The organism is Lysobacter sp. P5_B9, assembly GCF_054049835.1.
In genome coordinates this window covers 41,740-61,589 of record NZ_JBFULP010000005.1, presented here as the reverse complement: position 1 = coordinate 61,589, position 19,850 = coordinate 41,740, and the positions used below count along the sequence as shown (strand labels likewise).

Genomic DNA, 19,850 nt, shown 5'->3' with positions numbered 1-19,850 from the left:
CTTCTACCGCGATGCCCATCCAGGGCACCCGCACCCCCAACCGGATTTGATGATGACGCGACTTCCCAATCGCCGCCTGCTTGCCCTTGCCCTCACTGCAGCGATGGCGCCGGCACTTCCCGCGCTGGCACAGTCGGCCGATCCGTTCGCGCCAGCCGAAGCACCCGCGGCGAATTCGCCGCTGGCTTCCGCCGGCGCGTTCACCGTCAGCGACATCCGCGTCGACGGCCTGCAGCGCATCTCGGCGGGTACCGTCTTCACCTACCTCCCGATCGAGCGTGGCGACACGGTCGACTCGACCAAGGCCGCCACCGCCATCCGCGCGCTGTACAAGACCGGCTTCTTCGACGACGTCCAGATCGACCGCCAGGGCAGCATCCTGGTCGTTACCGTGCAGGAACGTCCGGCGATCAACAAGCTCACCGTCACCGGCAACAAGGACATCAAGACCGAGGACCTGATGAAGGGTCTGAAGGAAAACGGGATGGCTGAAGGCGACACCTTCAACCGCCTGGTGCTGGACAAGATGAGCCTGGAGCTCACCCGCCAGTACCAGAACCGCGGCAAGTACAACGTCGAGATCACTCCGTCGGTGTCGCGCCTGGACCGCAACCGCGTCGATGTCACCATCACGGTGAAGGAAGGCAAGGCCGCGCGCATCCAGCACATCAACCTGGTGGGCAACGAGAAGTTCGCCGACAAGGACATCCTGGACTCGTGGGAGTCCGGCGAGCACAACTGGCTGAGCTGGTACCGCCGCGACGACCAGTATTCGCGCGAAAAGCTCTCGGGCGACCTGGAAAAGCTCAACAACTACTACCTCGACCGCGGCTACATCGATTTCAACATCGATTCCACGCAGGTCTCGATCAGCCCCGACCGCCGCGACATGTTCCTCACCGCCGGCGTGAGCGAGGGCGACCAGTACAAGGTGTCCTCGGTCCAGCTGACCGGCGACACCGTGCTGCCGAAGGAAGAGTTGCAGTCGATGGTGCTGGTCCACGAAGGCCAGATCTTCTCGCGTCGCCTGCTGGAACTGACTTCCGACTCCATCGTCGCCACCCTGGGCAACGTCGGTTACGCCTTCGCCCAGGTCAACCCGGTGCCGGATGTCGACCGCGAGGCCAAGACCGTGGGCATCAGCCTCCAGGTCGTGCCGGGCCCGCGCGTCAATGTGCGCAGCGTCGTGTTCAAGGGCAATACGCGCACCAGCGACGAGGTCATGCGCCGCGAGATGCGCCAGTTCGAGGGCAGCTGGTACTCGCAGGCCGCCATCGACCGCTCCAAAATCCGCCTGCAGGGCCTGGGCTACTTCGAGACGGTCGATATCGAGAGCAAGCCGGTAGAAGGCACCAACGACAAGGTCGACGTCGTCGTCAACGTCAAGGAAACCTCGTCGGGCAGCTTCGTCTTCGGCGTGGGTTACTCGCAGCTCAGCGGCCTGAGCACCCAGATCCAGCTGTCGCAGGAAAACTTCCTCGGCACCGGCAACCGCGTGTCGGTACAGGCCCAGCGCAGCTCCTACCAGTCGCGCTACGACTTCTCGTTCCTCAACCCGTACTTCCTCGATAACGGGATGACGCTGGGCTACAACGTGTGGTGGCGCTCGCTCGATTACTCCGACTTCGGTACCGCGCAGTACAACAGCGACAGCGGCGCCGGCCAGGTGGTACTGGGCTTCCCGATCAGCGAGACCGATACGATTTCCGGCCTGTTCGGCATCGACACGAACAAGATCAACATCACAAACAGCACGCCGGCACCGATTGTCGATTACCTCAAGGCACTCGACGCCGAAACGTTCCACGCCTGGCGCGGGGAACTGGGCTGGTCGCGCAATTCGCTGGACAACCTGCTGACGCCCTCGCGCGGCATGCAGCAGCGCATCTGGCTGGAAACCACGCTGCCGGGTTCGACCGTCGAGTACTACAAGCTCCAATACAACATTTCGAAGTTCTGGCCGCTGTCGCGCCACCTCGTGCTCAACACCCGCGCCGAGCTCGGCTACGGCGACAGCTACGGTAACGCCACCACCCGCAACCTCTGCTTCCAGAGTCTGCCCCCGGCGCAGGACACGGATGGCGACGGGAAAGTGGACTTCCAGCCGCCGCGTCCAGCACCGAGCGACCCGTGCATCACCTCGTCGCCCGACTTCGAAAAAACGGTCACCGCCGACGGCCTGCCCTTCTTCGAGAACTTCTACGCCGGTGGCGTGCGCTCGGTGCGCGGCTTCCGCGACAACACGCTGGGCCCGCGTGAGGCGCCGTTCGCCGGCAGCACGTTCCTGCAGCCGGTCGGCGGCGCGGTGAAGACCACCGGCGCGCTGGAAATGTACTTCCCGACCCTGCTCGACACGCCCGCGGCCCGCGCCTCGGCGTTCGTCGACTTCGGCAACGTCTTCAAGGACGTCGACAGCTGGGATGCGGGCGAACTGCGCGCTTCCACGGGCCTGGCGCTGATGTGGCGCTCGCCGATGGGACCGATCTCGATCAGCTACGCCTTCCCGCTGCGCAAGGAAGACAACGACGAGATCGAGCGCCTGCAGTTCACCTTCGGCGGTACGTTCTGACCTGGCGCTTGCCGACGTGGGCCAGCCTTCCTACAGCGCGGCCGAACTGGCCGAGCGTTTCGGCCTCGAACTGAAGGGTGATGGCGCCGTGCGCGTGCACGGCGTCGGCACGCTGGCCCGCGCGCAGGCCGGGCAGCTCGCCTTCCTGGCCAACAGCAAGTACCGCAACCAGCTGGCCGAATCGCAGGCGAGCGTGATCACGATGCGCGCGGAAGACGCGACCGGCCACGCGGGCACGGTCCTGGTCGCGCGCGATCCATACGCTGCGTTCGCCCGGATGTCGGCGCTGTTCGAACCCAGGCCGCTGCGTCCCGCGGGTATCCACGCATCCGCCGACATCGCCGCCGACGCGCATGTCGACCCCAGCGCCCATGTGGGCGCGTTCGTCAGCATCGGTCCGCGCAGCCGCGTGGAAGCGGGCGCCGTGATTGGTCCCGGCTGCGTGATCGGCGATGACTGCGTGGTCGGCGCCGGCAGCGAACTCGTCGCGCGCGTCACCCTGGTCACGCGCGTGCGCCTGGGCCAGCGCGTGACCGTGCATGCTGGCGCGGTGCTCGGCGCCGCAGGCTTCGGCCTGGCGATGGAAGGCGGCAAGTGGTTGAACGTGCCGCAACTGGGTGGCGTGGCCATCGGCGACGATTGCGAGATCGGCGCCAACACCACGATCGACCGCGGCGCGATCGAGGACACCGTGCTCGAGGAAGACGTGCGCCTCGACAACCAGATCCAGATCGGCCACAACGCCTTCATCGGCGCGCATACCGCGATGGCGGGCTGCGCGGCCGTGGCCGGAAGCGCCAGGATCGGGCGCTACTGCCTCATCGGCGGTGGCGCGGGCGTGCTGGGCCACCTCGAAGTCTGCGACAAGGTCATGGTCACGGCGATGAGCCTGGTGACCCACTCCATCCGCGAGCCCGGTGAATACTCCTCCGGCACCCCGCTGATGGACAACCGCAGCTGGCGCAGGAACGCCGCGCGCTTCAAGCAGCTGGATGCCCTTGCCCGCCGCATCGGGCGGGGACAAGTCGGGAAGGACCCGGAAGACCCGGACGATCAATCGCGCTAATCTGCGCGCCATACGGACGCGCATGTGACGCCGAAGCGGGATAATTGCAGATTCGCTTCGCGCCTTCCGTGCGCCAGGAAATGATGATGACCCAGCCCGTGCAACTACCGGTCGACGTGACCACCATCCAGAAGCTACTGCCGCACCGCTATCCGTTCCTGCTGGTGGATCGCGTGGTGGAGCTGGAGCCGCACAAGCGCGTGCTGGCGTACAAGAACGTCACCTGCAACGAGCCCTTCTTCAACGGCCATTTCCCGGGCCATCCGGTGATGCCGGGCGTGCTGGTCATCGAGGCGTTGGCGCAGGCCGGCGGCCTGCTCACCCAGCTGTCGGGCCATGACACCAAGGGCAACCTGTTCTACCTGGTCAAGGTGGACAACGCCCGTTTCGCCAGGATGGTGGTGCCCGGCGACAGGCTCGAACTCGACGTCACGCTCAAGCGCACCATCCGCAACATGGCGTTGTACGTCGGCGTCGCCCGGGTCGATGGCGAGGTAGCCGCCAGCGCCGAGATCCTTTGCGCCGAGGTCAAGAACGAGGCATGACCGCGACGACTCCGCCCGTGGTCCATCCCACCGCCGTCGTCGAAGCCGGCGTGAAACTTGGCGCGGGCGTGCGCGTCGGTCCGTTCTGCTACATCGGCGAAGGCGTCGAAGTCGGCGACAACACCAGCTTCGGCCCGCATTGCAGCGTGCTGGGTCCGACCAGGATCGGCCGCGACAACCGCTTCATGGGCCACTGCGCGATCGGCGGCGAACCGCAGGACAAGAAATACGCGGGCGAACGCGTGGAACTGTCCATCGGCGACCGCAACGTCTTCCGCGAGTTCTGCACCGTCAACCGCGGCACCAGCGGGGGTGGCAACACCACCAGCATCGGCAACGACAACTGGTTCCTCGCCTATACGCACGTCGCGCACGACTGCCACGTCGGCAACCACTGCGTGTTTTCCAACAACGCCACGCTGGCCGGCCATGTGACCGTGGGCGACCACGTCATCCTCAGCGGCTTCGCCGGCATCCACCAGTTCTGCCGCATCGGCGCGCATGCGTTCATCGGCATGGGCGCGTTCGTCAACGGCGACGTGCCGCCCTATCTGATGGTCGCCCAGGAAGGCTATGGGAAGCCGCGGGGCATCAACAGCGAAGGGCTCAAGCGCCGCGGCTTCGACAGCGACCGCATCGGTGCGATCAAGCGCGCCTACCGGGCGTTGTACATGTCGGGCAGCACGCTCGACGAAGCGCGCGCCAGGCTGGCGGAGATCGCCCGCGACAGCGCCGACGTGCGCGCGTTCCTGGACTTCATCGAAAGCGGCGAGCGGCCGCTGCTGCGCTAAGAAGAGGACTCCTGATGCGGATCGCCCTCGTCGCAGGCGAAGCCTCCGGCGACCTCCTCGGCGCCGGCCTGATCGCCGAACTGCGCAAGCGCTACCCCGATGCGCAATTCGCGGGCATCGGTGGCGATGCCATGCGGGCTGCGCGCATGGACACCTGGTTCGACGACTCCGAACTCGCGGTGATGGGGCTGTCCGAAGTGCTCAGGCACCTGCCTCGCCTGCTGCGCGTTCGTCGCGCGCTGCGCGAACGCGTGCTGGCATGGAAGCCGGATGTGTTCATCGGCATCGACGCCCCGGATTTCAACCTCGGCGTGGAGAAGTGGCTGAAGAAGCGCGGCATCCGCACGGTGCATTACGTCAGTCCCTCGGTCTGGGCATGGCGCGAGGGCCGCGCGGCGAAGATCGGCCAGTCGGCCTCGCGCGTGCTGTGCCTGTTCCCGATGGAACCGCCGATCTATGCGAAGCATCGCGTCGATGCACGCTTCGTCGGCCACCCGCTCGCGGACGAAATGCCCCTCGATCCCGATCGCGCCGCGACGCGCGAGCAACTGGGCATCGATCCCGACCGCCCTGTGCTCGCATTGCTGCCGGGCTCGCGGGTCGGTGAAATCGAGCGGCTGGCGCCGACCTTCCTCGCCGCGGCAGCCCGCGTACTGGAAGAGGTGCCGGACCTGCAGGTGGTGGTGCCGATCGCGAACTCGCCGACGAACCTCGCCTTCCGCAAACTGCTCGGCGCGCATCGCGACTACGAAAGGCTGCGGTCATCCATGCGCATCCTCGTCGGCAACGCGCGTCGCCTGATGATCGCCAGCGACGTGGTGCTGCTGGCTTCGGGCACCGCCACGCTGGAGGCGATGCTGGCCAAGCGGCCCATGGTGGTCGCCTACAAGGTCGCGCCGGTCACCTATGCCCTGGTGAAGGGCCTGGGGATGCTGAAGGTCAGGAACTACTCGCTGCCCAACGTGCTGGCCGGTGAGCGCATCGTTCCCGAACTCATGCAGCGCGACTGCACGCCGGAGAAACTGGCGGAGGCGACGTTGGCGATGCTGCGCGATACCGAAGCGACGGCGCGGATCCAACCCCGCTTCCGCGAGCTGCACCTGCAGTTGCGCCAGGACGCCTCGGCGCGCGCCGCCGACGCGGTTGCGGAACTGCTGCCGGCGCGCCCGGCCACGCTTGCGTGAATGTGCACCGACCGCGCACGCTCGCCGCGACGCCCCGGTAAGCCACGATGCTGATCGACCCGCCTGCCTCGCCGATCGAATCTTCACCGCTCGCGCCGCGCACCCCGCGCATCGCCGGCATCGATGAAGCCGGACGCGGTCCGCTGGCCGGGCCGGTCGTGGTCGCCGCGGTGGTATTCGCGCCCGGGCGCACGCCGGTCAACGGGCTGGACGATTCCAAGCAGCTCGATCCCGAACGCCGCGAAGTGTTGTTCGAACGCATCGTGCAGCGCGCCCTGGCCTACCGCATCGAATTCATCGAGGTCGAGGAAATCGACCGCATCAACATCCTGCAGGCCACGCTCACGGGCATGCGCCGCGCCCTCGAAGGCGTGGCGCATGCCGCCGATGCCGCCCGCATCGACGGCAACATCGTGCCGCCCGGCCTGTGCCGCCCGGGCGAGGCCTGGATCGGTGGCGACGCGCGCGACCGCGCGATCATGGCGGCTTCGATCCTCGCCAAGGTGTCGCGCGACCGCTACATGCGCGAGTTGCACCAGCAATGGCCGCAGTACGGTTTCGCCGAGCACAAGGGCTACTCCACGCCCGCCCATCTGGCCGCGCTGAAGACGCACGGCCCGTGCCCGCACCACCGGCGCAGCTTCATGCCGGTCAGGCTCGCGCAGGCGGATCTGTTCGAAGCGTCCTGAGGGGTCGAGCCGCAGGACGCCCGGACAAGCAGCGGCCTACTGGTTTGATTTCGGCCCGATGATGACGTCCGGATCCACTTCCTGGTCGCCGACCTTGATGCCGTAGGAGTACCGGCCGTTGATCGCGCCGGCGGTGACTTTCAGTTCGTGCTTGTCGCCCGCCTTGCCCGACTTCTTCAAGACCCGCTCGTTCGCCCAAAGGAGCTTGAGGATGATCTCGAACGGCTCCGCGCTGGTCCAGACGATCGTGCCGTTGGGGCTGACCCAGGCGCTGTCGGGCTTCGCGCTTGGCTTGCCGGTCGCTGCATCCACTTGAATCGCGATCGACGTCTCGGACGGGGGCATATTCTTCATTTTTGTTCTCCTATTCATGCCCGTCCGCTGGGCCAGGGGGTCAGCGGTCTTTCCCAACCGTCTGCTGTCGTGGCGTTATGCCGGCCAACAAGGGTTTGAGCAGCGGCGAAGCTTCCAACCGCTGCGTATTGATCCCGCCGTCGCAGGCGCGCTGCGCCCACGTGCGGGCACCATCCGGATCGCCGAGCAGGGCCAGCGATTGCGCCGCCCAGAACGCGACCTCCCCCTCTTCCACATTCAAGGCATTCGCCCGCTCGATCAGCCTGCGCGCCTCCGGTTCCTGGCCGAGGTTCGCGCGGTACCAGGCGAGCACGGCGATGGCATGCGCATCGCTGGGCTTGATGTCGACGTACTCCTGCGCCATGCGCGCGGCACGTTCGTAGGGTGCGCGCGCCTGCGAGGCGGTGGCCGGCACCGCGGACAGCGCGTCGCCGAGGTTGCCCCAGGTCCGATAGTCGCTGCTATCCATCAGGGATGCGCGCTGGTAGAGGTCCGCGGCTTCGGCATAGTGGCCCTGTTCGTAGCGCAGGGAACCCAGGTTGGCCAGCGCCACGTAGTTCGGCTTGATCTTCAACGACCGCGTATAGGCATCGGCGGCGCGGGCGGCGTCTCCGCTGACCATGTAGAGGCCGCCCAGGCTGGCCCAGATGTCCTCGTCGTCGGGAGCGAGCGTGGCCGCCGTCGCGAATCCTGAAATCGCCTTGGGCATGTTGCCCTGCACGTAGTGTTCGAAGCCGAGCGCGCGATAGGTATTCGGGTCGCCCGGACGCAACTGGCGGGCGCGCTCGAAGTAGTCGAGGGCGACATCGTTGTTGCCCTGCGCCGATTCCGCGCGCGCGAGCCCGACGTAGGCATCGGGCCGCAAGGCGAGCGCGTCCAGGGCCTTGCCGTATTGCTCCACCGCCTGCGCGTTGTCGCCGCGCGCCCGGTACAGGTCGCCCAGTGCCAGGCTCACCTCGCGCAGGCTGGGGTCCATCGTGGCCGCCCGCTGGCAGGCGGCCTGCGCGCGCTCGAACGCGGCGGCGTCATGTGCGCCTTCGAACTCGATGATTTCCGCGCGGCAGATGCCGGCCTGCGCGCGGGCGAAGCTGGGATCGGCCGCCAACGCCTCACTGAAGAAACCGATCGCGCGGGCACCGCCCTTGCCATCGCTGTCGTCGCGGTGTTCCAACTGCTGCACGCCGTGCAGGTAGGCGTCGTAGGCGGCGACATTGCGCGTCGGTGCGAGCCGTTGCGCCAACGCCTGCGTGTCGCGCTCCCGCGGCAGCACCCCCAGCAACGATTTCACGACGTCACCGGCCAGTTGGCTCTGCAGGGCGAAAACCCCGTTGAGCTGCCTGTCATAGCTGCCCGACCACAGCGTGTAGCCCGTACGGGTGTCCGTAAGCCGCGCATTCACTCGTACCTGCCGGCCCTCGCGGCGCACGTCCGCATCGAGCACGGTCGCCACGCCCAACAGCTTGCCGAGCTTGCGGGCATCGGCGCCGCGCATGCCGCAGGCGCTGCGCGCCCGGCATGCGGCCACCTTGAGCCCCGGTACGCCCGCGAGCGCGCTGTGCAGTTCCACTGCCAGGCCTTCGGCGAAGTAGCTGTCGTCCTGGTCCTGACTGAGGCTGGTGAAAGGCAGGACGGCGATCGACGCCTCGCTCGGGAGCGTGGGCGCACGCGGCGATACGCGATAGAGAATCCAGCCGCCCGAACCGGCCAGCAGCAGTGCGGCAAGCAGCCATGCGCGGCGCCAGCGCCTGCGCGCCGGAACGCGGACAGGCCTGGGCAGGGCCGCCGTTGCCGTCGATGCGGAGATATCCACCGTCGCCGCCTGATGGGTGTCACCCGCCATCCCGTCCTCGCGGACTCGCGCCGGTTTGGTTTCTGCTGCGGGTGCGACCGTGGCGTGCGCGGGCGGTCCATCCGCCTCGGGCCAGGACCTGAGCTCACCAATGAAGCGGTATCCCAGACCGTGCTGGGTCTGGATGTACTGGGGATGGTGGGAGTCGTCGTCGAGCACATGCCGCAGTTGCGCGATCGCCCGCGTGAGCACGCCGGGCGTGACATGGCGATGTCCCCACACCGCATCCAGCAGCTCGTCGTGCCTGACCAGTTCACCGGCGTGGCGGAGAAGGTGCAGCAGCACCGCGAGGGCCTTGGGCTCCAGCGCCTGCAACTCGCCGTCGCGCGTCAGCGTGTATGCCGCGGCATCCACCAGGAACGGGCCGAAACGGTAGCCGTCGCCCCCGTTTTTGGCGCCTGCCGCATGCCCTCCTGCATCCATCAGCAAAACCTCATGAATGCCTCGGCAACCTCGCCGAAGCTTGCGACACGGGTCTTACGAGCGTCATGACCGGGTTGCAGCACAGACGGATGCTGGCCCCACGCCGAAAACGCGGCGTGCCCACATCCCCACGGAGCCTTTGCCATGAACGCCATGCTTACCGCCACGATTCCGCTGCCTGCCATCCTCGACCAGCCGTCGCCGATGGCACCGGGCCGTCGCCACTGCATAGACAACTTCCATTTGACCGCGGCGTCGGTCGACCGCTTCAACGCCCTGCTTGCCCGTCTGGGCCGTCGGGCCGCTCCATTGGACTGCGACCGGCTCGCAACGGCCGCGCGTGAACTGCGCGACAGCGCAGCGGGAACCGGCGAGCCAGCCTGCATCCTGCAACGCATGAAGCGCCTCGAAGCGGCCGCCCGGATGCTCGACGACGTCCAGTGGCAACCCGTCGACGACGCCGGCAATGTCGCGTCCCTGATGGTGCATTACGCCACCGGCCGCTACCAGTTACTGCCCAACACGCTGCCGACGGTAGGACACCTGGACGACGCCATCGCCGTGGAGGCCGCCTGGCCATCGTTGCAGTACGAGGTCGCGTCCTTCCTCGACTATTGCCGGGTGCGCTCGATGGAAGCCTCCCTGCGCGGCCGGGACATCGGCGGCTTCAATTTCTCCCGCGATGACTGGGAGGATGCCCGCCAAGCCGAGTATGTCCTCGAAAAGCAGCGCCGCTGCATTCGCGAAAGCAGCTACCTGCCCCAGCTGGCAACCCGATTCATCGTCCACTGAACGTGGGCAGCCAGGGACGGCGCCAATGAGGCCGCCTTCACCGGCGGCCTCGCTTTTTCTCCGGGGAGGGCATCCGGCGTAGTCAGCAAGGCATAGCCCTGCTGAACCGTCCGTCGGAGGTCGCTTCCCTGCCCGCCGCACTGGCGCATGATTTCCGCATCCCCGGACAGGGGCCGTGCAAGCACCGGCCGCAGCGCGGCTCCGCGAGGGAGACTCCCGTCGGACATGGCCGGAAGCGAGGTGCCCCCATGCGCATGCCTCATCCCACACCCACCGCCCATCCCCTGCCGTTCGAACACTTCCGCGGCGGTCTCGTCGACGACCTGGGCGCGCCGGCGGGCTTCCCCGAAATGGCGCTGTCGGCGCCTGCGGTCGCTCGATTCGATGAACTCGTCCACGACCTCTACCCCGATGCCGCCCGTGTCGATCCACCACGCCTGCAGCAACTCGCGGCATGGCTGCTGTCGTTGCCGGAGGAAGAGGCGCGCGAGGAACTCGATGCACGCCTGAACCGCATGGACGAACTGCGCGCGCTGCTCGACGACCCCGCATGGGACTGCGATGACGCCACTCGCCTGCGGATCAACAAGCTGCTGGCCTACATCGATCGCGAGGACGACCTGATCCCTGATCGTCTGCCCTTGCTCGGGCGCCTCGACGACGTGCTGCTGATCGAACTGGCGTGGCCCACCTTCGCCGGGGAAGCCGACGAATACCGCGACTTCTGCCAGTACCGGCAAACCGAGCACCCCGCAGGCACCCCGGAACAGCAGCGCAATGCCTGGCTGCGCGACCGCCTGGCCGAAATCGAACTGCTGCGACAGAACACGCGCATGGAGGACGAGCATTTCGCCAATGGGCGCACCCCGGAAGGACCGTTGCGCGTAACCGGGTCTCCTCTCCCCTAAAGGCGGCGCGGGGGTCCGGCCAGCGGCAATGGCTGTCGCGCACGTGATTGCGCCGCATCCCCGCGCGCCGTGGGAGAGCGCGCCGTGGGAAAGCCGGGCTCGAAAGTCAAATCTCGTCCGCTCGCGCCCCGGCTGTTAACCTGCGGGACCAGTTCGTTCCGGCCCGCATGTCCGCACGTTTCGTCCACCTCCACCTGCACAGCGAGTACTCGCTCGCCGACTCGACGATCCGCATCGGCGAGCTGGTGAAACGCTGCGCGAAGCTCGGCCAGCCGGCGGTGGCGATCACCGACATCGACAACCTGTTCGCGGCGGTCAAGTTCTACAAGGCGGCCGAGGGCGCGGGCCTCAAGCCGATCATCGGCGCCGATGTCGGCCTGGCCGACGGCAACGAGAGCCCGGCGCGGATGACCCTGCTGTGCCGCGACCGCAGCGGCTACCTGACCCTGTCGCGCCTGCTCTCCCGCGCATGGATGGAAGGCCATCGCATCGACGGCGTGGCGCTGCGCCCGGAATGGCTGCGCGAAGACAACGGCGGCCTGTTCGCGCTGGTCGGCCGCAAGAGCCTGGCGGGACAGTTGGTCAGCACGCATCGCCACGAGCTGGCCGAGGCCGCGCTGGCGGACTGGCGCGAAGTATTCGGCGACCGCCTGCACCTGGAGCTGACCCGCAGCGGCCGCGAAGGCGAGGATGCGTTCAACGCATTCGCCGTGCATGCCTCGACGCGCCGCGGGATCCCGCTGGTCGCGAGCAACGACGTGCGTTTCCTCGATGCCGAGGGCTTCGAGGCCCACGAGGCTCGCGTGTGCATTGCCTCCGGCCGCGTGCTCGACGACCCCAAGCGGCCGAAGGAATACAGCGCCGAGCAGTACCTCAAATCGTCCGAGGAAATGGCGGTGTTGTTCGCCGACATTCCCGACGCGATCGACAACGCGGTCGCACTGGCGACGCGCTGCAACGTCACGATGAAGCTGGGCGAGTACGCACTGCCCGCATTCCCGGTGCCGAGCGACCATACGATCGAATCGTGGCTGCGCAGTTCCGCGCGCGAAGGCCTGGCCGAACGACTGGAAAAGAATCCGCTCGCGCCTGGCAAGAGCCGCGAGGTATACGACGCGCGCCTGGAAACCGAGCTGGACGTCATCATCAAGATGGGGTTCCCCGGCTACTTCCTGATCGTCGCGGACTTCATCAACTGGGGTAAGGCGCAGGGCATCCCGGTCGGTCCGGGACGCGGCTCGGGCGCCGGCTCGCTGGTGGCGTGGGCACTCGGGATCACCGACCTCGATCCCCTGCCGTACGACCTGCTGTTCGAGCGCTTCCTCAACCCCGAACGCGTGTCGATGCCCGACTTCGACATCGACTTCTGCATGGACCGCCGCGACGAGGTCATCGACTACGTCGCGCGCAAGTACGGCCGCGACCGCGTCTCGCAGATCATCACCTACGGCACCATGGCCGCGAAGGCGGTGGTGCGGGACGCCGGGCGCGTGCTCGGCCACCCCTACGGCATGGTCGACGGCATCGCCAAGCTGATCCCGAACACGCTGGGCATCTGCCTAGACGATGCGCTGGGCGAGTCGGAGGCCGCGAAGAAGGACAGCAACCTCGCCTCGGCCGAGCTGATCCAGCGCTACCACGCCGAAGACGACGTCCGCGACCTGCTCGACCTGGCGCGCAGCCTCGAGGACCTGACCCGCAACGCCGGCAAGCACGCCGGCGGCGTGGTGATCGCGCCCTCGCCGCTCAGCGACTTCTGCCCGCTGTTCGCCGAACACGACGGCGAAGGCCGCGGCAGGAATCCGGTCACCCAGTTCGACAAGGACGACGTCGAAGCCGTCGGTCTGGTGAAGTTCGACTTCCTCGGCCTGCGCACGCTCACGATCATCGACTGGGCGGTGAAGGCGATCAACGTGCGCCGCGCGCGCGAAGGCCTCGAAGCGCTCGACATCACCACGCTGCCGCTCGACGACAAGCCGACCTATGAGCTGTTCGCGCGCGGCGATTCGGTGGCGGTGTTCCAGTTCGAATCGCGCGGCATGCGCGAGCTGCTCAAGCGCGCGAAGCCCGACACCTTCGAGGACATCATCGCGCTCGCCGCGTTGTTCCGTCCCGGCCCGTTGGGTTCGGGGATGGACCGCGACTGGGTCGACCGCAAGCATGGCAACGCCGCGGTCACCTATCCGCACGATTCGCTGGAGCCGGTGCTGGCGCCGACCTACGGCGTCATCGTGTACCAGGAACAGGTGATGCAGATCGCACAGGTGCTGGCCGGCTACACGCTCGGCGGCGCCGACATGCTGCGTCGCGCGATGGGCAAGAAGAAGCCCGAGGAGATGGCGAAGGAACGCGCCAAGTTCGAGGAAGGCTGCCTGGCACGCGGCATCCCGGCGCGACAGGCGAGCCCGATCTTCGACCTGATGGAGAAGTTCGCCGAGTACGGCTTCAACAAGTCGCACTCGGCGGCCTACGCGCTGGTCGCCTACCAGACCGCATGGCTGAAGGTGCACTACCCGGCCGAGTTCATGGCCGCGGTGCTGTCGTCGGACATGGACAACACCGATAAGGTCGTGGGCTTCCTCGACGAAACCCGCGTGATGGGCCTGACCGTGCTGCCACCGGACGTGAACGCGTCGGCGTACATGTTCGAGGCAACGACACCCGACACCATCCGCTACGGCATCGGCGCAGTGAAGGGCGTGGGCCGCGGCGCCTGCGAGGCGATCGTCGAGGCGCGCCGTGCCGGCGCGGCTTCAAACGGGCGTTTCACCGACCTGCTCGATTTCTGCAAGCGCGTCGACAGCAGCAAGCTCAACAAGCGCGCGCTCGAAGCGCTGATCCAGGCCGGCGCACTCGACAAGCTCGGCCGCAACCGCGCCAGCCTGATGCTGCAGATGCCGGAGGTGGTGAAGGCGACCGAGCAGCTCGCGCGCGAACGCGAAGCCGGGCAGAACTCACTCTTCGGCGGCATGGAAAGCGCGGCCCCCGCGCTGCACATCGAATTGCGCGAAACCGACGAATGGCCGCTGGTGCAGCTGCTGGGCGGCGAACGCGACACGCTCGGCCATTACCTCAGCGGCCACCCCTTCGATCCGTATCGCGACGAACTGCGCGCGCTGGTCGGCCACGACCTCGGCGACCTCGAACGCATCTGGGAATCGCGCCCGGAAAGCGCACGCAGCGGCTGGCGCCCGGAACTTGAAACGGTCGTGGCAGGACAGGTCGTGGGCCTGCGCAAGAAAGGCGACAGCCAGATGTTCGTGCAGATCGAGGACGGCCGCGGCCGCCTCGAGTGCGCCTTCTTCGCCGAGACCTACAACGAGTTCGCGCAGCTGATCGCGCGCGACCGCCTGCTGATCGTGCAGGGCGGCCTGCGCGAAGACGCCTTCAGCGGCGGCTTTGCCTTGAAGGCACAGCGCTGCTGGGACTATTCGCAGCTCTGTCCGAAGCATGCGCAACGCCTGTCGCTGCGCCTGGACCTGCGCGTACCGGGCACCTGGTCGCGCGTGGACGCATTGCTGGCCAAGCACCGCCCCGGCTCCACGCCGCTGCGCCTGGACCTGCTGCGCGAGGGCGTGGCCGGCATGCTCGACCTCAACGGAACGCATTCGATCCGCGTCGATGCCGACCTCCCCGGCGCGCTGCGCTCGCAGCCCGGCGTGCGCACGGTGAAGCTGGCGTTCTCCCGCCCCTGGTAACAGACCTCCCAAACAGGCGCCGCAGCGCCGTGCTGCGTCACAGTTCGCGCCGGGAAGCGGCCCCCAGACACCCCCGTACGGCCCCTTTCGCCGACCTCGGCTAAACTTGCCGCCTTCACCGGCCCCGGCCAACGCATGAACCCGAACTACCTCGACTTCGAACAACCCATCGCCGACCTGGAAGCCCGCATCCAGGAAGTGCTGCACGCCAGCCATGGCCCGGCGGTCAATGTCGATGCCGAAGTGCATGCGCTGCGCGAAAAGCTGCGCCTGCGCACCGCCCACATCTTCCGCGACCTGACCCCGTGGCAGGTCTCGCAGCTGTCGCGCCATCCCTCGCGTCCCTACACGCTGGATTACCTGCGCGTGATCTGCGACGAGTTCCAGGAACTCGCCGGTGACCGCGCCTTCGCCAACGACAACGCGATCGTCGGCGGCCTCGCCCGCATCGACGGCCGCAGCGTGGTCGTGATCGGCCACGAGAAGGGCCGCGACACCAAGGCCAAGGTCAGGCGCAACTTCGGCATGCCCAAGCCCGAGGGCTACCGCAAGGCGCTGCGCCTGATGAAGCTGGCCGAGCGCTTCAGGCTGCCCATCCTCACCTTCATCGACACCGCCGGCGCCTGGCCGGGCATCGATGCCGAGGAACGCGGCCAGTCCGAAGCCATCGCCCGCAACCTGCTGGAGATGTCCGAACTGAAGGTGCCGATCATCTGCACCGTGATCGGCGAAGGCGGTTCCGGCGGCGCGCTCGCGATCGGCGTCGGCGACCGCACGCTGATGCTCGAATACAGCACTTACTCGGTGATCACGCCGGAAGGCTGCGCGTCGATCCTGTGGAAGACCGCGGAGAAAGCGAAGGACGCCGCCGAGCAGCTCGGCATGACCGCCAAGCGCTTGAAGGAACACGGCCTGATCGACAAGATCGTGCGCGAGCCCATCGGTGGCGCGCATCGCAATCCGACCCAGATGGCCAAGCGCCTGAAGGCCGTGCTGATGAATGAGCTCGACGCGCTGGAACAGGTGCCGGTCGCCGAACTGCTGGATCGCCGCTACAAGCGCCTGCGCAGCTACGGTGCCTACGAAGCCGCCTGATCGTCGGTGACGGATCCAGGAGAAAGCCGTCGGTTTCGCAACCGGCGGCTTTTTTCATGCGCCTTACTCTGCTGCCGGCTCGTCCGGCGGCGCATCACCCGCACGCACGGCCAGCGGACGCACGTCGTTGACCAGGTGCATCAGGAACCGCCCCGGCTCCTCCTGCATCATCATGTGCGCCGAATTCTCGAACCAGAACATGCGCTTGGTTGGCGCTGCCACATGCGCGAACCAGCCTGCCGCGACTTCGTGTGACGTCGAATAGTCATGGCGGCCGTTGAAGAGGAAGAACGGGCAATCGAGTCGCGTCACCTTCGCATAGTCGATCGACTCCAGCGGTGGCAGCAGGTAGGTCAGCGAGAACAGGCTGCCCTTGTCGATCGCGACCACTTCCTCGTCGCTGTAATCGGGTGACAGCTTCCGCGCGTCGTCGAACGGCGTGAAGTCCTTGCGCCCCCAGGCCAGGCCGCCGTAGTACATCACCCATTGCCGCTGCGCGCCGATGCGCTCGATCGTCAGCTGCCCGCTGGGCCCCGGATACGGCGCCAGCGCTTCCAGGTCGCGGATCGCCTCCGCGTTGTTCTCGGCGCGGGCCTGCGCGAGCGCCCAGCGATAGCCGACCGCCTCGCTTTCGCGCTGGTTGGCGATCTGGCCAGCGCCAAGGTAAGCGTGCAGCCACTCCGGATGCCGGCGGGCGATTTCCAGGCCCACCACGCTGCCCCAGGAGTGGCCGAGCACGAAGATCTTCTTCTTGCCGTAGGTGCTCATCAGATAGCGGATCACCGCCTCCGCATCGCTGACCATGCCGTCGATGGTCATGCCCGGCGCCATCGCCTCGGGCGCATTGGATGCATAGGTCTTGCCGGCGCCACGCTGGTCCCATTGCACGACGGTGAAGAAGTCCTCCCATGGCCGCTGATAGCCGTAGGACTCCACCATTTCCGCAGCGCCAGGGCCGCCGTGCACGTACAGCAGGATCGGATTGCGCCGATCGTTGCCACGGACCGAGATCCATTGCTTGATGCCGTTGATCTCGGTCTGCTTCAGCTCTTCGATGCCCAGCGGCGAGACGATCCTGCGGCTCTGCGCCACGATGGCGCGGGCGGCGTCGCGGCTGAAAGGCCTGGGGCCGGATGGCGTTGCATCGGCGGCCTTTGCGGGCGTCCCCATGCCGGCAACCGCGATCAGAGCGATGAAGACAAGTCCGTATAGCCGCATATGCTTCCTCCTGGAGTTTGTACGACCATTCTGTCGCGTCCGCGCCGCCGGCCGACGTGTCATCGGTCACTGCAACCCATTCCGTCCGTGCGGCAACGGTGATCCATGCCTGCGGCGCGATACGATGCGGCGATGACAGCCACGCCGCTCATTCCGGCCTCCGCACTGCCCCAGACCGGTGACGCCGCACTGGTCGTTGGCCTGAGCGGCGGACTGGATTCGATGGTGCTGCTGCATGCACTGGCGATCCTGCCGGACGCGCGGGCGCGCGGCCTGCGCGCCCTGCACGTCCACCACGACCTGCATGCCGACGCCGATGCCTGGATGCTTCATTGCGAAGCGGAATGTGCCGCGCTGCAGGTGCCGCTGCGCAGCGTGCGCGTCGAGGTCAGGCGCGACGATGGCATGGGTCCGGAAGCCGCGGCCCGCGACGCCCGCCACGTCGCCTTCGCCGCCGAACTGGGCGACGACGAAGTGCTGGTCCTCGCCCATCATCGCGATGACCAGGCGGAAACCTTCCTGCTGCGCGCCCTGCGTGGCTCCGGCGTCGATGGACTGGGCGCGATGCGCCCGTGGCGCCGCTACTCCCGCGGCTGGCTGTGGAAACCCCTGCTCGCCTGTTCGCGCACGGAACTGCTCGCCTACGCCCGGGCACACGGCCTGCGCTGGATCGAGGATCCCAGCAACGCCGATGTGAGTTTCGACCGCAATTTCCTGCGCCGGCACGTACTGCCGCTGTTGCGCGAACGCTGGCCGAACGTCGACGTGGCGTTCGCGCGCTCCGCCCTGTTGAGTACCGAAGCGGCCGACCTGCTTGCGAATGAGGACGACCGCGGCCTGGCGCAGGCCCGCACGGCCGATGCGCAGGTGTTGTCGAAGGATGCGCTTCTCGCCCTGCCCGCAGCGCGCCGCGCACGCGTCCTGCGCCGCTGGATCGAGGCACTCGGCCTGCCGTCGTTGCCGGCCGCAGGCATCGCGCGGATCGAAGCCGAACTCCTGGCCGGCCGCATCGATGCCGAGCCGCGCTTCCAGTGGCAATACGCTGAAGTCCGGGCATGGCGCGACCTGCTGTACGCCGGCACGGCCCAACCACCGCTGCCAGACGACTGGCAGCAGGCCTGGGACGGCGCCGCGCCGCTGCTGCTGCCGGATGGTTCGCGGCTCGCCCTGGCCGGTGCACCCGGCCTGGACGCGCCGTGCATCGTGCACGCGCGCCGGGGCGGCGAACGCATCACCCTGCCGCGACGGGAGCATTCGCACGCCCTCAAGCACGTCCTGCAGGATCTGGGCGTGCCGCCGTGGGTGCGCGATCACCTGCCGCTGCTGTCCAGCTCTGCGGGGGAACTGCTGGCGGCCGGGGACGTCGCGTATTCCGCCGGCTTCGACGCGTGGCTGCGCGAGCGCGGCGCCCGGCTGGTGTGGCAGCGCGATTGACCCGCCTGCACCCGGCCCTCAAACTTTCGCCATGGCCGCCCAGAAAACCCCTTCCGACACGACTGCCGCTTCGTCGGTTGCCGTTTCTCCCGTCGCTGCCTTCGAGCAATCGCTGGACGCGCTCGAGCAACTGGTCGAGCAGATGGAACGTGGCGACATGAGCCTGGAAGAATCGCTGGCCGCGTACGAGCGTGGCGTCGGCCTCTACCGCAAATGCCAGACCGCGCTGGAACAGGCCGAACTGCGCGTGCGCCTGCTCAGCGATCCGCAGGACCCGGCCAGCGCCGAGCCGTTCGCGCCCGATGCCTGATCCGTCCTTCGCCGCGTGGCGGCTGCGGATTGAAGCCGTGCTCGACCGCGCGCTCCCACTCGCCACCGATCCACCGCAGCGGCTGCATGCCGCCATGCGCCATGCGGCGCTCGATGGCGGCAAGCGGATGCGGCCACTGCTGGTGTACGCCACCGGCACGGCGTTTGGCGCGAGCGAAACCGAACTCGATGCCGGAGCGGCGGCGGTCGAGCTGATCCATGCGTACTCGCTGGTCCACGACGACCTGCCGGCGATGGACGACGACAGCCTGCGCCGCGGCAAGCCGACCGTGCACGTCGCATTCGACGAAGCCACCGCCATCCTCGCCGGCGATGCCCTGCAGTCGCTCGCCTTCGAACTGCTGGCCGATGCCCCCGTGGGTGCGGACGCGCGCGTGGCCATGCTGCGCGAACTGGCGATCGCCAGCGGTCCCCGGGGCATGTGCGGCGGACAGGCCCTCGACATCGCCGCGACCGGCAATGCGGATGCGATGCGCATCGAGGACCTGCAACGCTTGCACGCGCTCAAGACGGGAGCGTTGCTGCGTGCATCGGTGCGGCTCGGCGCCCTCGCCGCCGCGGTCGATGCGGACACCCTGCAGCGCCTGGACCGGTTTGGCGATGCCCTCGGCCTTGCCTTCCAGATCCGCGACGACCTGCTCGACCTCGAGGGCGACAGCGCCACCCTCGGCAAGACCGCGGGCAAGGACGCGGCCCAGGCCAAGGCGACGTTTCCGTCGCTGATCGGCATCGAGGCGTCGCGTGCGCGCCTGCACGAACTCGCGCAGGCCATGCGCGATGCATTGGCGCCGCTGGGATCCCGTGCCGGCAAGCTCGAAGCGCTCGCTAACCAGGTAATCCAGCGCGACCGTTAATCGCTTGACACCTGCTTGAAGCAGCGTCGATGCTCAGCCGCATAGTGCACA

At 67.6% G+C, this 19,850-nt stretch carries 16 protein-coding genes; 13 read left to right on the top strand and 3 right to left on the bottom strand.

Annotation, left to right across the window (positions count from 1 at the left end):
• Nucleotides 1-52 precede the first annotated feature (52 nt).
• The 6 genes from bamA to ACXJJ9_RS11200 all read left to right on the top strand — a co-directional run bounded on the left by bamA (nucleotide 53) and on the right by ACXJJ9_RS11200 (nucleotide 6,844).
• Nucleotides 53-2,569, top strand: coding sequence for an outer membrane protein assembly factor BamA (gene bamA / locus ACXJJ9_RS11225; RefSeq protein ID WP_457097264.1), 2,517 nt, complete (start codon nucleotides 53-55; stop codon nucleotides 2,567-2,569).
• A 16-nt stretch (nucleotides 2,570-2,585) separates the two neighbouring features.
• Complete coding sequence (gene lpxD, locus ACXJJ9_RS11220) at nucleotides 2,586-3,635, top strand: UDP-3-O-(3-hydroxymyristoyl)glucosamine N-acyltransferase (RefSeq protein WP_457097263.1); 1,050 nt, start codon at nucleotides 2,586-2,588, stop codon at nucleotides 3,633-3,635.
• An 86-nt stretch (nucleotides 3,636-3,721) separates the two neighbouring features.
• Nucleotides 3,722-4,180 carry a 3-hydroxyacyl-ACP dehydratase FabZ gene (gene fabZ / locus ACXJJ9_RS11215; RefSeq protein WP_457097262.1) on the top strand — a complete coding sequence of 153 codons (459 nt, stop codon included), beginning with the start codon at nucleotides 3,722-3,724 and terminating at the stop codon, nucleotides 4,178-4,180.
• Nucleotides 4,177-4,971 carry an acyl-ACP--UDP-N-acetylglucosamine O-acyltransferase gene (gene lpxA, locus ACXJJ9_RS11210; protein ID WP_457097261.1) on the top strand — a complete coding sequence of 265 codons (795 nt, stop codon included), beginning with the start codon at nucleotides 4,177-4,179 and terminating at the stop codon, nucleotides 4,969-4,971. The genes fabZ and lpxA overlap by 4 nt, the downstream gene beginning before the upstream one ends.
• Before the next feature lie 14 nt (nucleotides 4,972-4,985).
• Nucleotides 4,986-6,155, top strand: coding sequence for a lipid-A-disaccharide synthase (lpxB, locus tag ACXJJ9_RS11205; RefSeq protein WP_457097260.1), 1,170 nt, complete (start codon nucleotides 4,986-4,988; stop codon nucleotides 6,153-6,155).
• Nucleotides 6,156-6,202: 47 nt separating this feature from the next.
• On the top strand, nucleotides 6,203-6,844 hold the full coding sequence (locus ACXJJ9_RS11200) for a ribonuclease HII (RefSeq protein ID WP_457097259.1): 642 nt from the start codon (nucleotides 6,203-6,205) through the stop codon (nucleotides 6,842-6,844).
• A gap of 36 nt (nucleotides 6,845-6,880) precedes the next feature.
• Here ACXJJ9_RS11200 and ACXJJ9_RS11195 read toward each other — a convergent pair whose 3' ends face one another.
• Complete coding sequence (locus ACXJJ9_RS11195) at nucleotides 6,881-7,198, bottom strand: hypothetical protein (RefSeq protein WP_457097258.1); 318 nt, start codon at nucleotides 7,196-7,198, stop codon at nucleotides 6,881-6,883.
• A 40-nt stretch (nucleotides 7,199-7,238) separates the two neighbouring features.
• Nucleotides 7,239-9,470 carry a winged helix-turn-helix domain-containing protein gene (locus ACXJJ9_RS11190; protein WP_457097257.1) on the bottom strand — a complete coding sequence of 744 codons (2,232 nt, stop codon included), beginning with the start codon at nucleotides 9,468-9,470 and terminating at the stop codon, nucleotides 7,239-7,241.
• 144 nt (nucleotides 9,471-9,614) lie between these two features.
• Between ACXJJ9_RS11190 and ACXJJ9_RS11185 the strand changes: the two genes are divergently transcribed.
• The 4 genes from ACXJJ9_RS11185 (at nucleotide 9,615) to ACXJJ9_RS11170 (ending at nucleotide 15,963) form a co-directional block, all read left to right on the top strand.
• Nucleotides 9,615-10,262, top strand: coding sequence for a hypothetical protein (locus ACXJJ9_RS11185; RefSeq protein WP_457097256.1), 648 nt, complete (start codon nucleotides 9,615-9,617; stop codon nucleotides 10,260-10,262).
• A gap of 248 nt (nucleotides 10,263-10,510) precedes the next feature.
• Entirely contained in the window at nucleotides 10,511-11,170 is a 660-nt protein-coding gene (locus ACXJJ9_RS11180) for a hypothetical protein (RefSeq protein WP_457097255.1), read from the top strand.
• Between the two features lie 167 nt (nucleotides 11,171-11,337).
• The gene (gene dnaE / locus ACXJJ9_RS11175; protein WP_457097254.1) at nucleotides 11,338-14,868 is read left to right on the top strand and encodes a DNA polymerase III subunit alpha; all 3,531 of its coding nucleotides are present in this window, start codon (nucleotides 11,338-11,340) and stop codon (nucleotides 14,866-14,868) included.
• Between the two features lie 135 nt (nucleotides 14,869-15,003).
• Nucleotides 15,004-15,963 (top strand): acetyl-CoA carboxylase carboxyltransferase subunit alpha, encoded by a 960-nt coding sequence (locus ACXJJ9_RS11170; RefSeq protein WP_457097253.1) that lies wholly within the window; start codon nucleotides 15,004-15,006, stop codon nucleotides 15,961-15,963.
• Nucleotides 15,964-16,026: 63 nt separating this feature from the next.
• On the opposite strand, the gene ACXJJ9_RS11165 is transcribed toward ACXJJ9_RS11170, so the two are convergent.
• The gene (locus ACXJJ9_RS11165) at nucleotides 16,027-17,181 is read right to left on the bottom strand and encodes an alpha/beta fold hydrolase (RefSeq protein ID WP_457097252.1); all 1,155 of its coding nucleotides are present in this window, start codon (nucleotides 17,179-17,181) and stop codon (nucleotides 16,027-16,029) included.
• Between the two features lie 132 nt (nucleotides 17,182-17,313).
• Here ACXJJ9_RS11165 and tilS point away from each other — a divergent pair, with 132 nt between their 5' ends.
• Genes tilS through ACXJJ9_RS11150 form a run of 3 tightly spaced genes read left to right on the top strand, consistent with a single transcriptional unit; the run spans nucleotide 17,314 to nucleotide 19,799 of the window.
• The gene (gene tilS / locus ACXJJ9_RS11160; protein ID WP_457097251.1) at nucleotides 17,314-18,615 is read left to right on the top strand and encodes a tRNA lysidine(34) synthetase TilS; all 1,302 of its coding nucleotides are present in this window, start codon (nucleotides 17,314-17,316) and stop codon (nucleotides 18,613-18,615) included.
• Nucleotides 18,616-18,646: 31 nt separating this feature from the next.
• Complete coding sequence (locus ACXJJ9_RS11155) at nucleotides 18,647-18,925, top strand: exodeoxyribonuclease VII small subunit (protein ID WP_457097250.1); 279 nt, start codon at nucleotides 18,647-18,649, stop codon at nucleotides 18,923-18,925.
• Nucleotides 18,918-19,799, top strand: a complete 882-nt coding sequence (locus tag ACXJJ9_RS11150) for a polyprenyl synthetase family protein (RefSeq protein WP_457097249.1) — start codon at nucleotides 18,918-18,920, stop codon at nucleotides 19,797-19,799. The genes ACXJJ9_RS11155 and ACXJJ9_RS11150 overlap by 8 nt, the downstream gene beginning before the upstream one ends.
• Nucleotides 19,800-19,850: the final 51 nt, after the last annotated feature.

What these genes read in the sequence shown, in the direction of transcription:
- lpxA (WP_457097261.1), top strand. Translation starts at nt 4,177, where the DNA reads ATGACCGCGACGACTCCGCCCGTGGTCCATCCCACCGCCGTCGTCGAA.
- ACXJJ9_RS11200 (WP_457097259.1), top strand. Translation starts at nt 6,203, where the DNA reads ATGCTGATCGACCCGCCTGCCTCGCCGATCGAATCTTCACCGCTCGCG.
- ACXJJ9_RS11155 (WP_457097250.1), top strand. Translation starts at nt 18,647, where the DNA reads ATGGCCGCCCAGAAAACCCCTTCCGACACGACTGCCGCTTCGTCGGTT.
- ACXJJ9_RS11180 (WP_457097255.1), top strand. Translation starts at nt 10,511, where the DNA reads ATGCGCATGCCTCATCCCACACCCACCGCCCATCCCCTGCCGTTCGAA.
- dnaE (WP_457097254.1), top strand. Translation starts at nt 11,338, where the DNA reads ATGTCCGCACGTTTCGTCCACCTCCACCTGCACAGCGAGTACTCGCTC.
- bamA (WP_457097264.1), top strand. Translation starts at nt 53, where the DNA reads ATGACGCGACTTCCCAATCGCCGCCTGCTTGCCCTTGCCCTCACTGCA.
- ACXJJ9_RS11170 (WP_457097253.1), top strand. Translation starts at nt 15,004, where the DNA reads ATGAACCCGAACTACCTCGACTTCGAACAACCCATCGCCGACCTGGAA.
- tilS (WP_457097251.1), top strand. Translation starts at nt 17,314, where the DNA reads ATGACAGCCACGCCGCTCATTCCGGCCTCCGCACTGCCCCAGACCGGT.
- ACXJJ9_RS11150 (WP_457097249.1), top strand. Translation starts at nt 18,918, where the DNA reads ATGCCTGATCCGTCCTTCGCCGCGTGGCGGCTGCGGATTGAAGCCGTG.
- fabZ (WP_457097262.1), top strand. Translation starts at nt 3,722, where the DNA reads ATGACCCAGCCCGTGCAACTACCGGTCGACGTGACCACCATCCAGAAG.
- ACXJJ9_RS11165 (WP_457097252.1), bottom strand. Translation starts at nt 17,181, where the DNA reads ATGCGGCTATACGGACTTGTCTTCATCGCTCTGATCGCGGTTGCCGGC.
- ACXJJ9_RS11190 (WP_457097257.1), bottom strand. Translation starts at nt 9,470, where the DNA reads ATGGATGCAGGAGGGCATGCGGCAGGCGCCAAAAACGGGGGCGACGGC.
- ACXJJ9_RS11195 (WP_457097258.1), bottom strand. Translation starts at nt 7,198, where the DNA reads ATGAAGAATATGCCCCCGTCCGAGACGTCGATCGCGATTCAAGTGGAT.
- lpxB (WP_457097260.1), top strand. Translation starts at nt 4,986, where the DNA reads ATGCGGATCGCCCTCGTCGCAGGCGAAGCCTCCGGCGACCTCCTCGGC.
- ACXJJ9_RS11185 (WP_457097256.1), top strand. Translation starts at nt 9,615, where the DNA reads ATGAACGCCATGCTTACCGCCACGATTCCGCTGCCTGCCATCCTCGAC.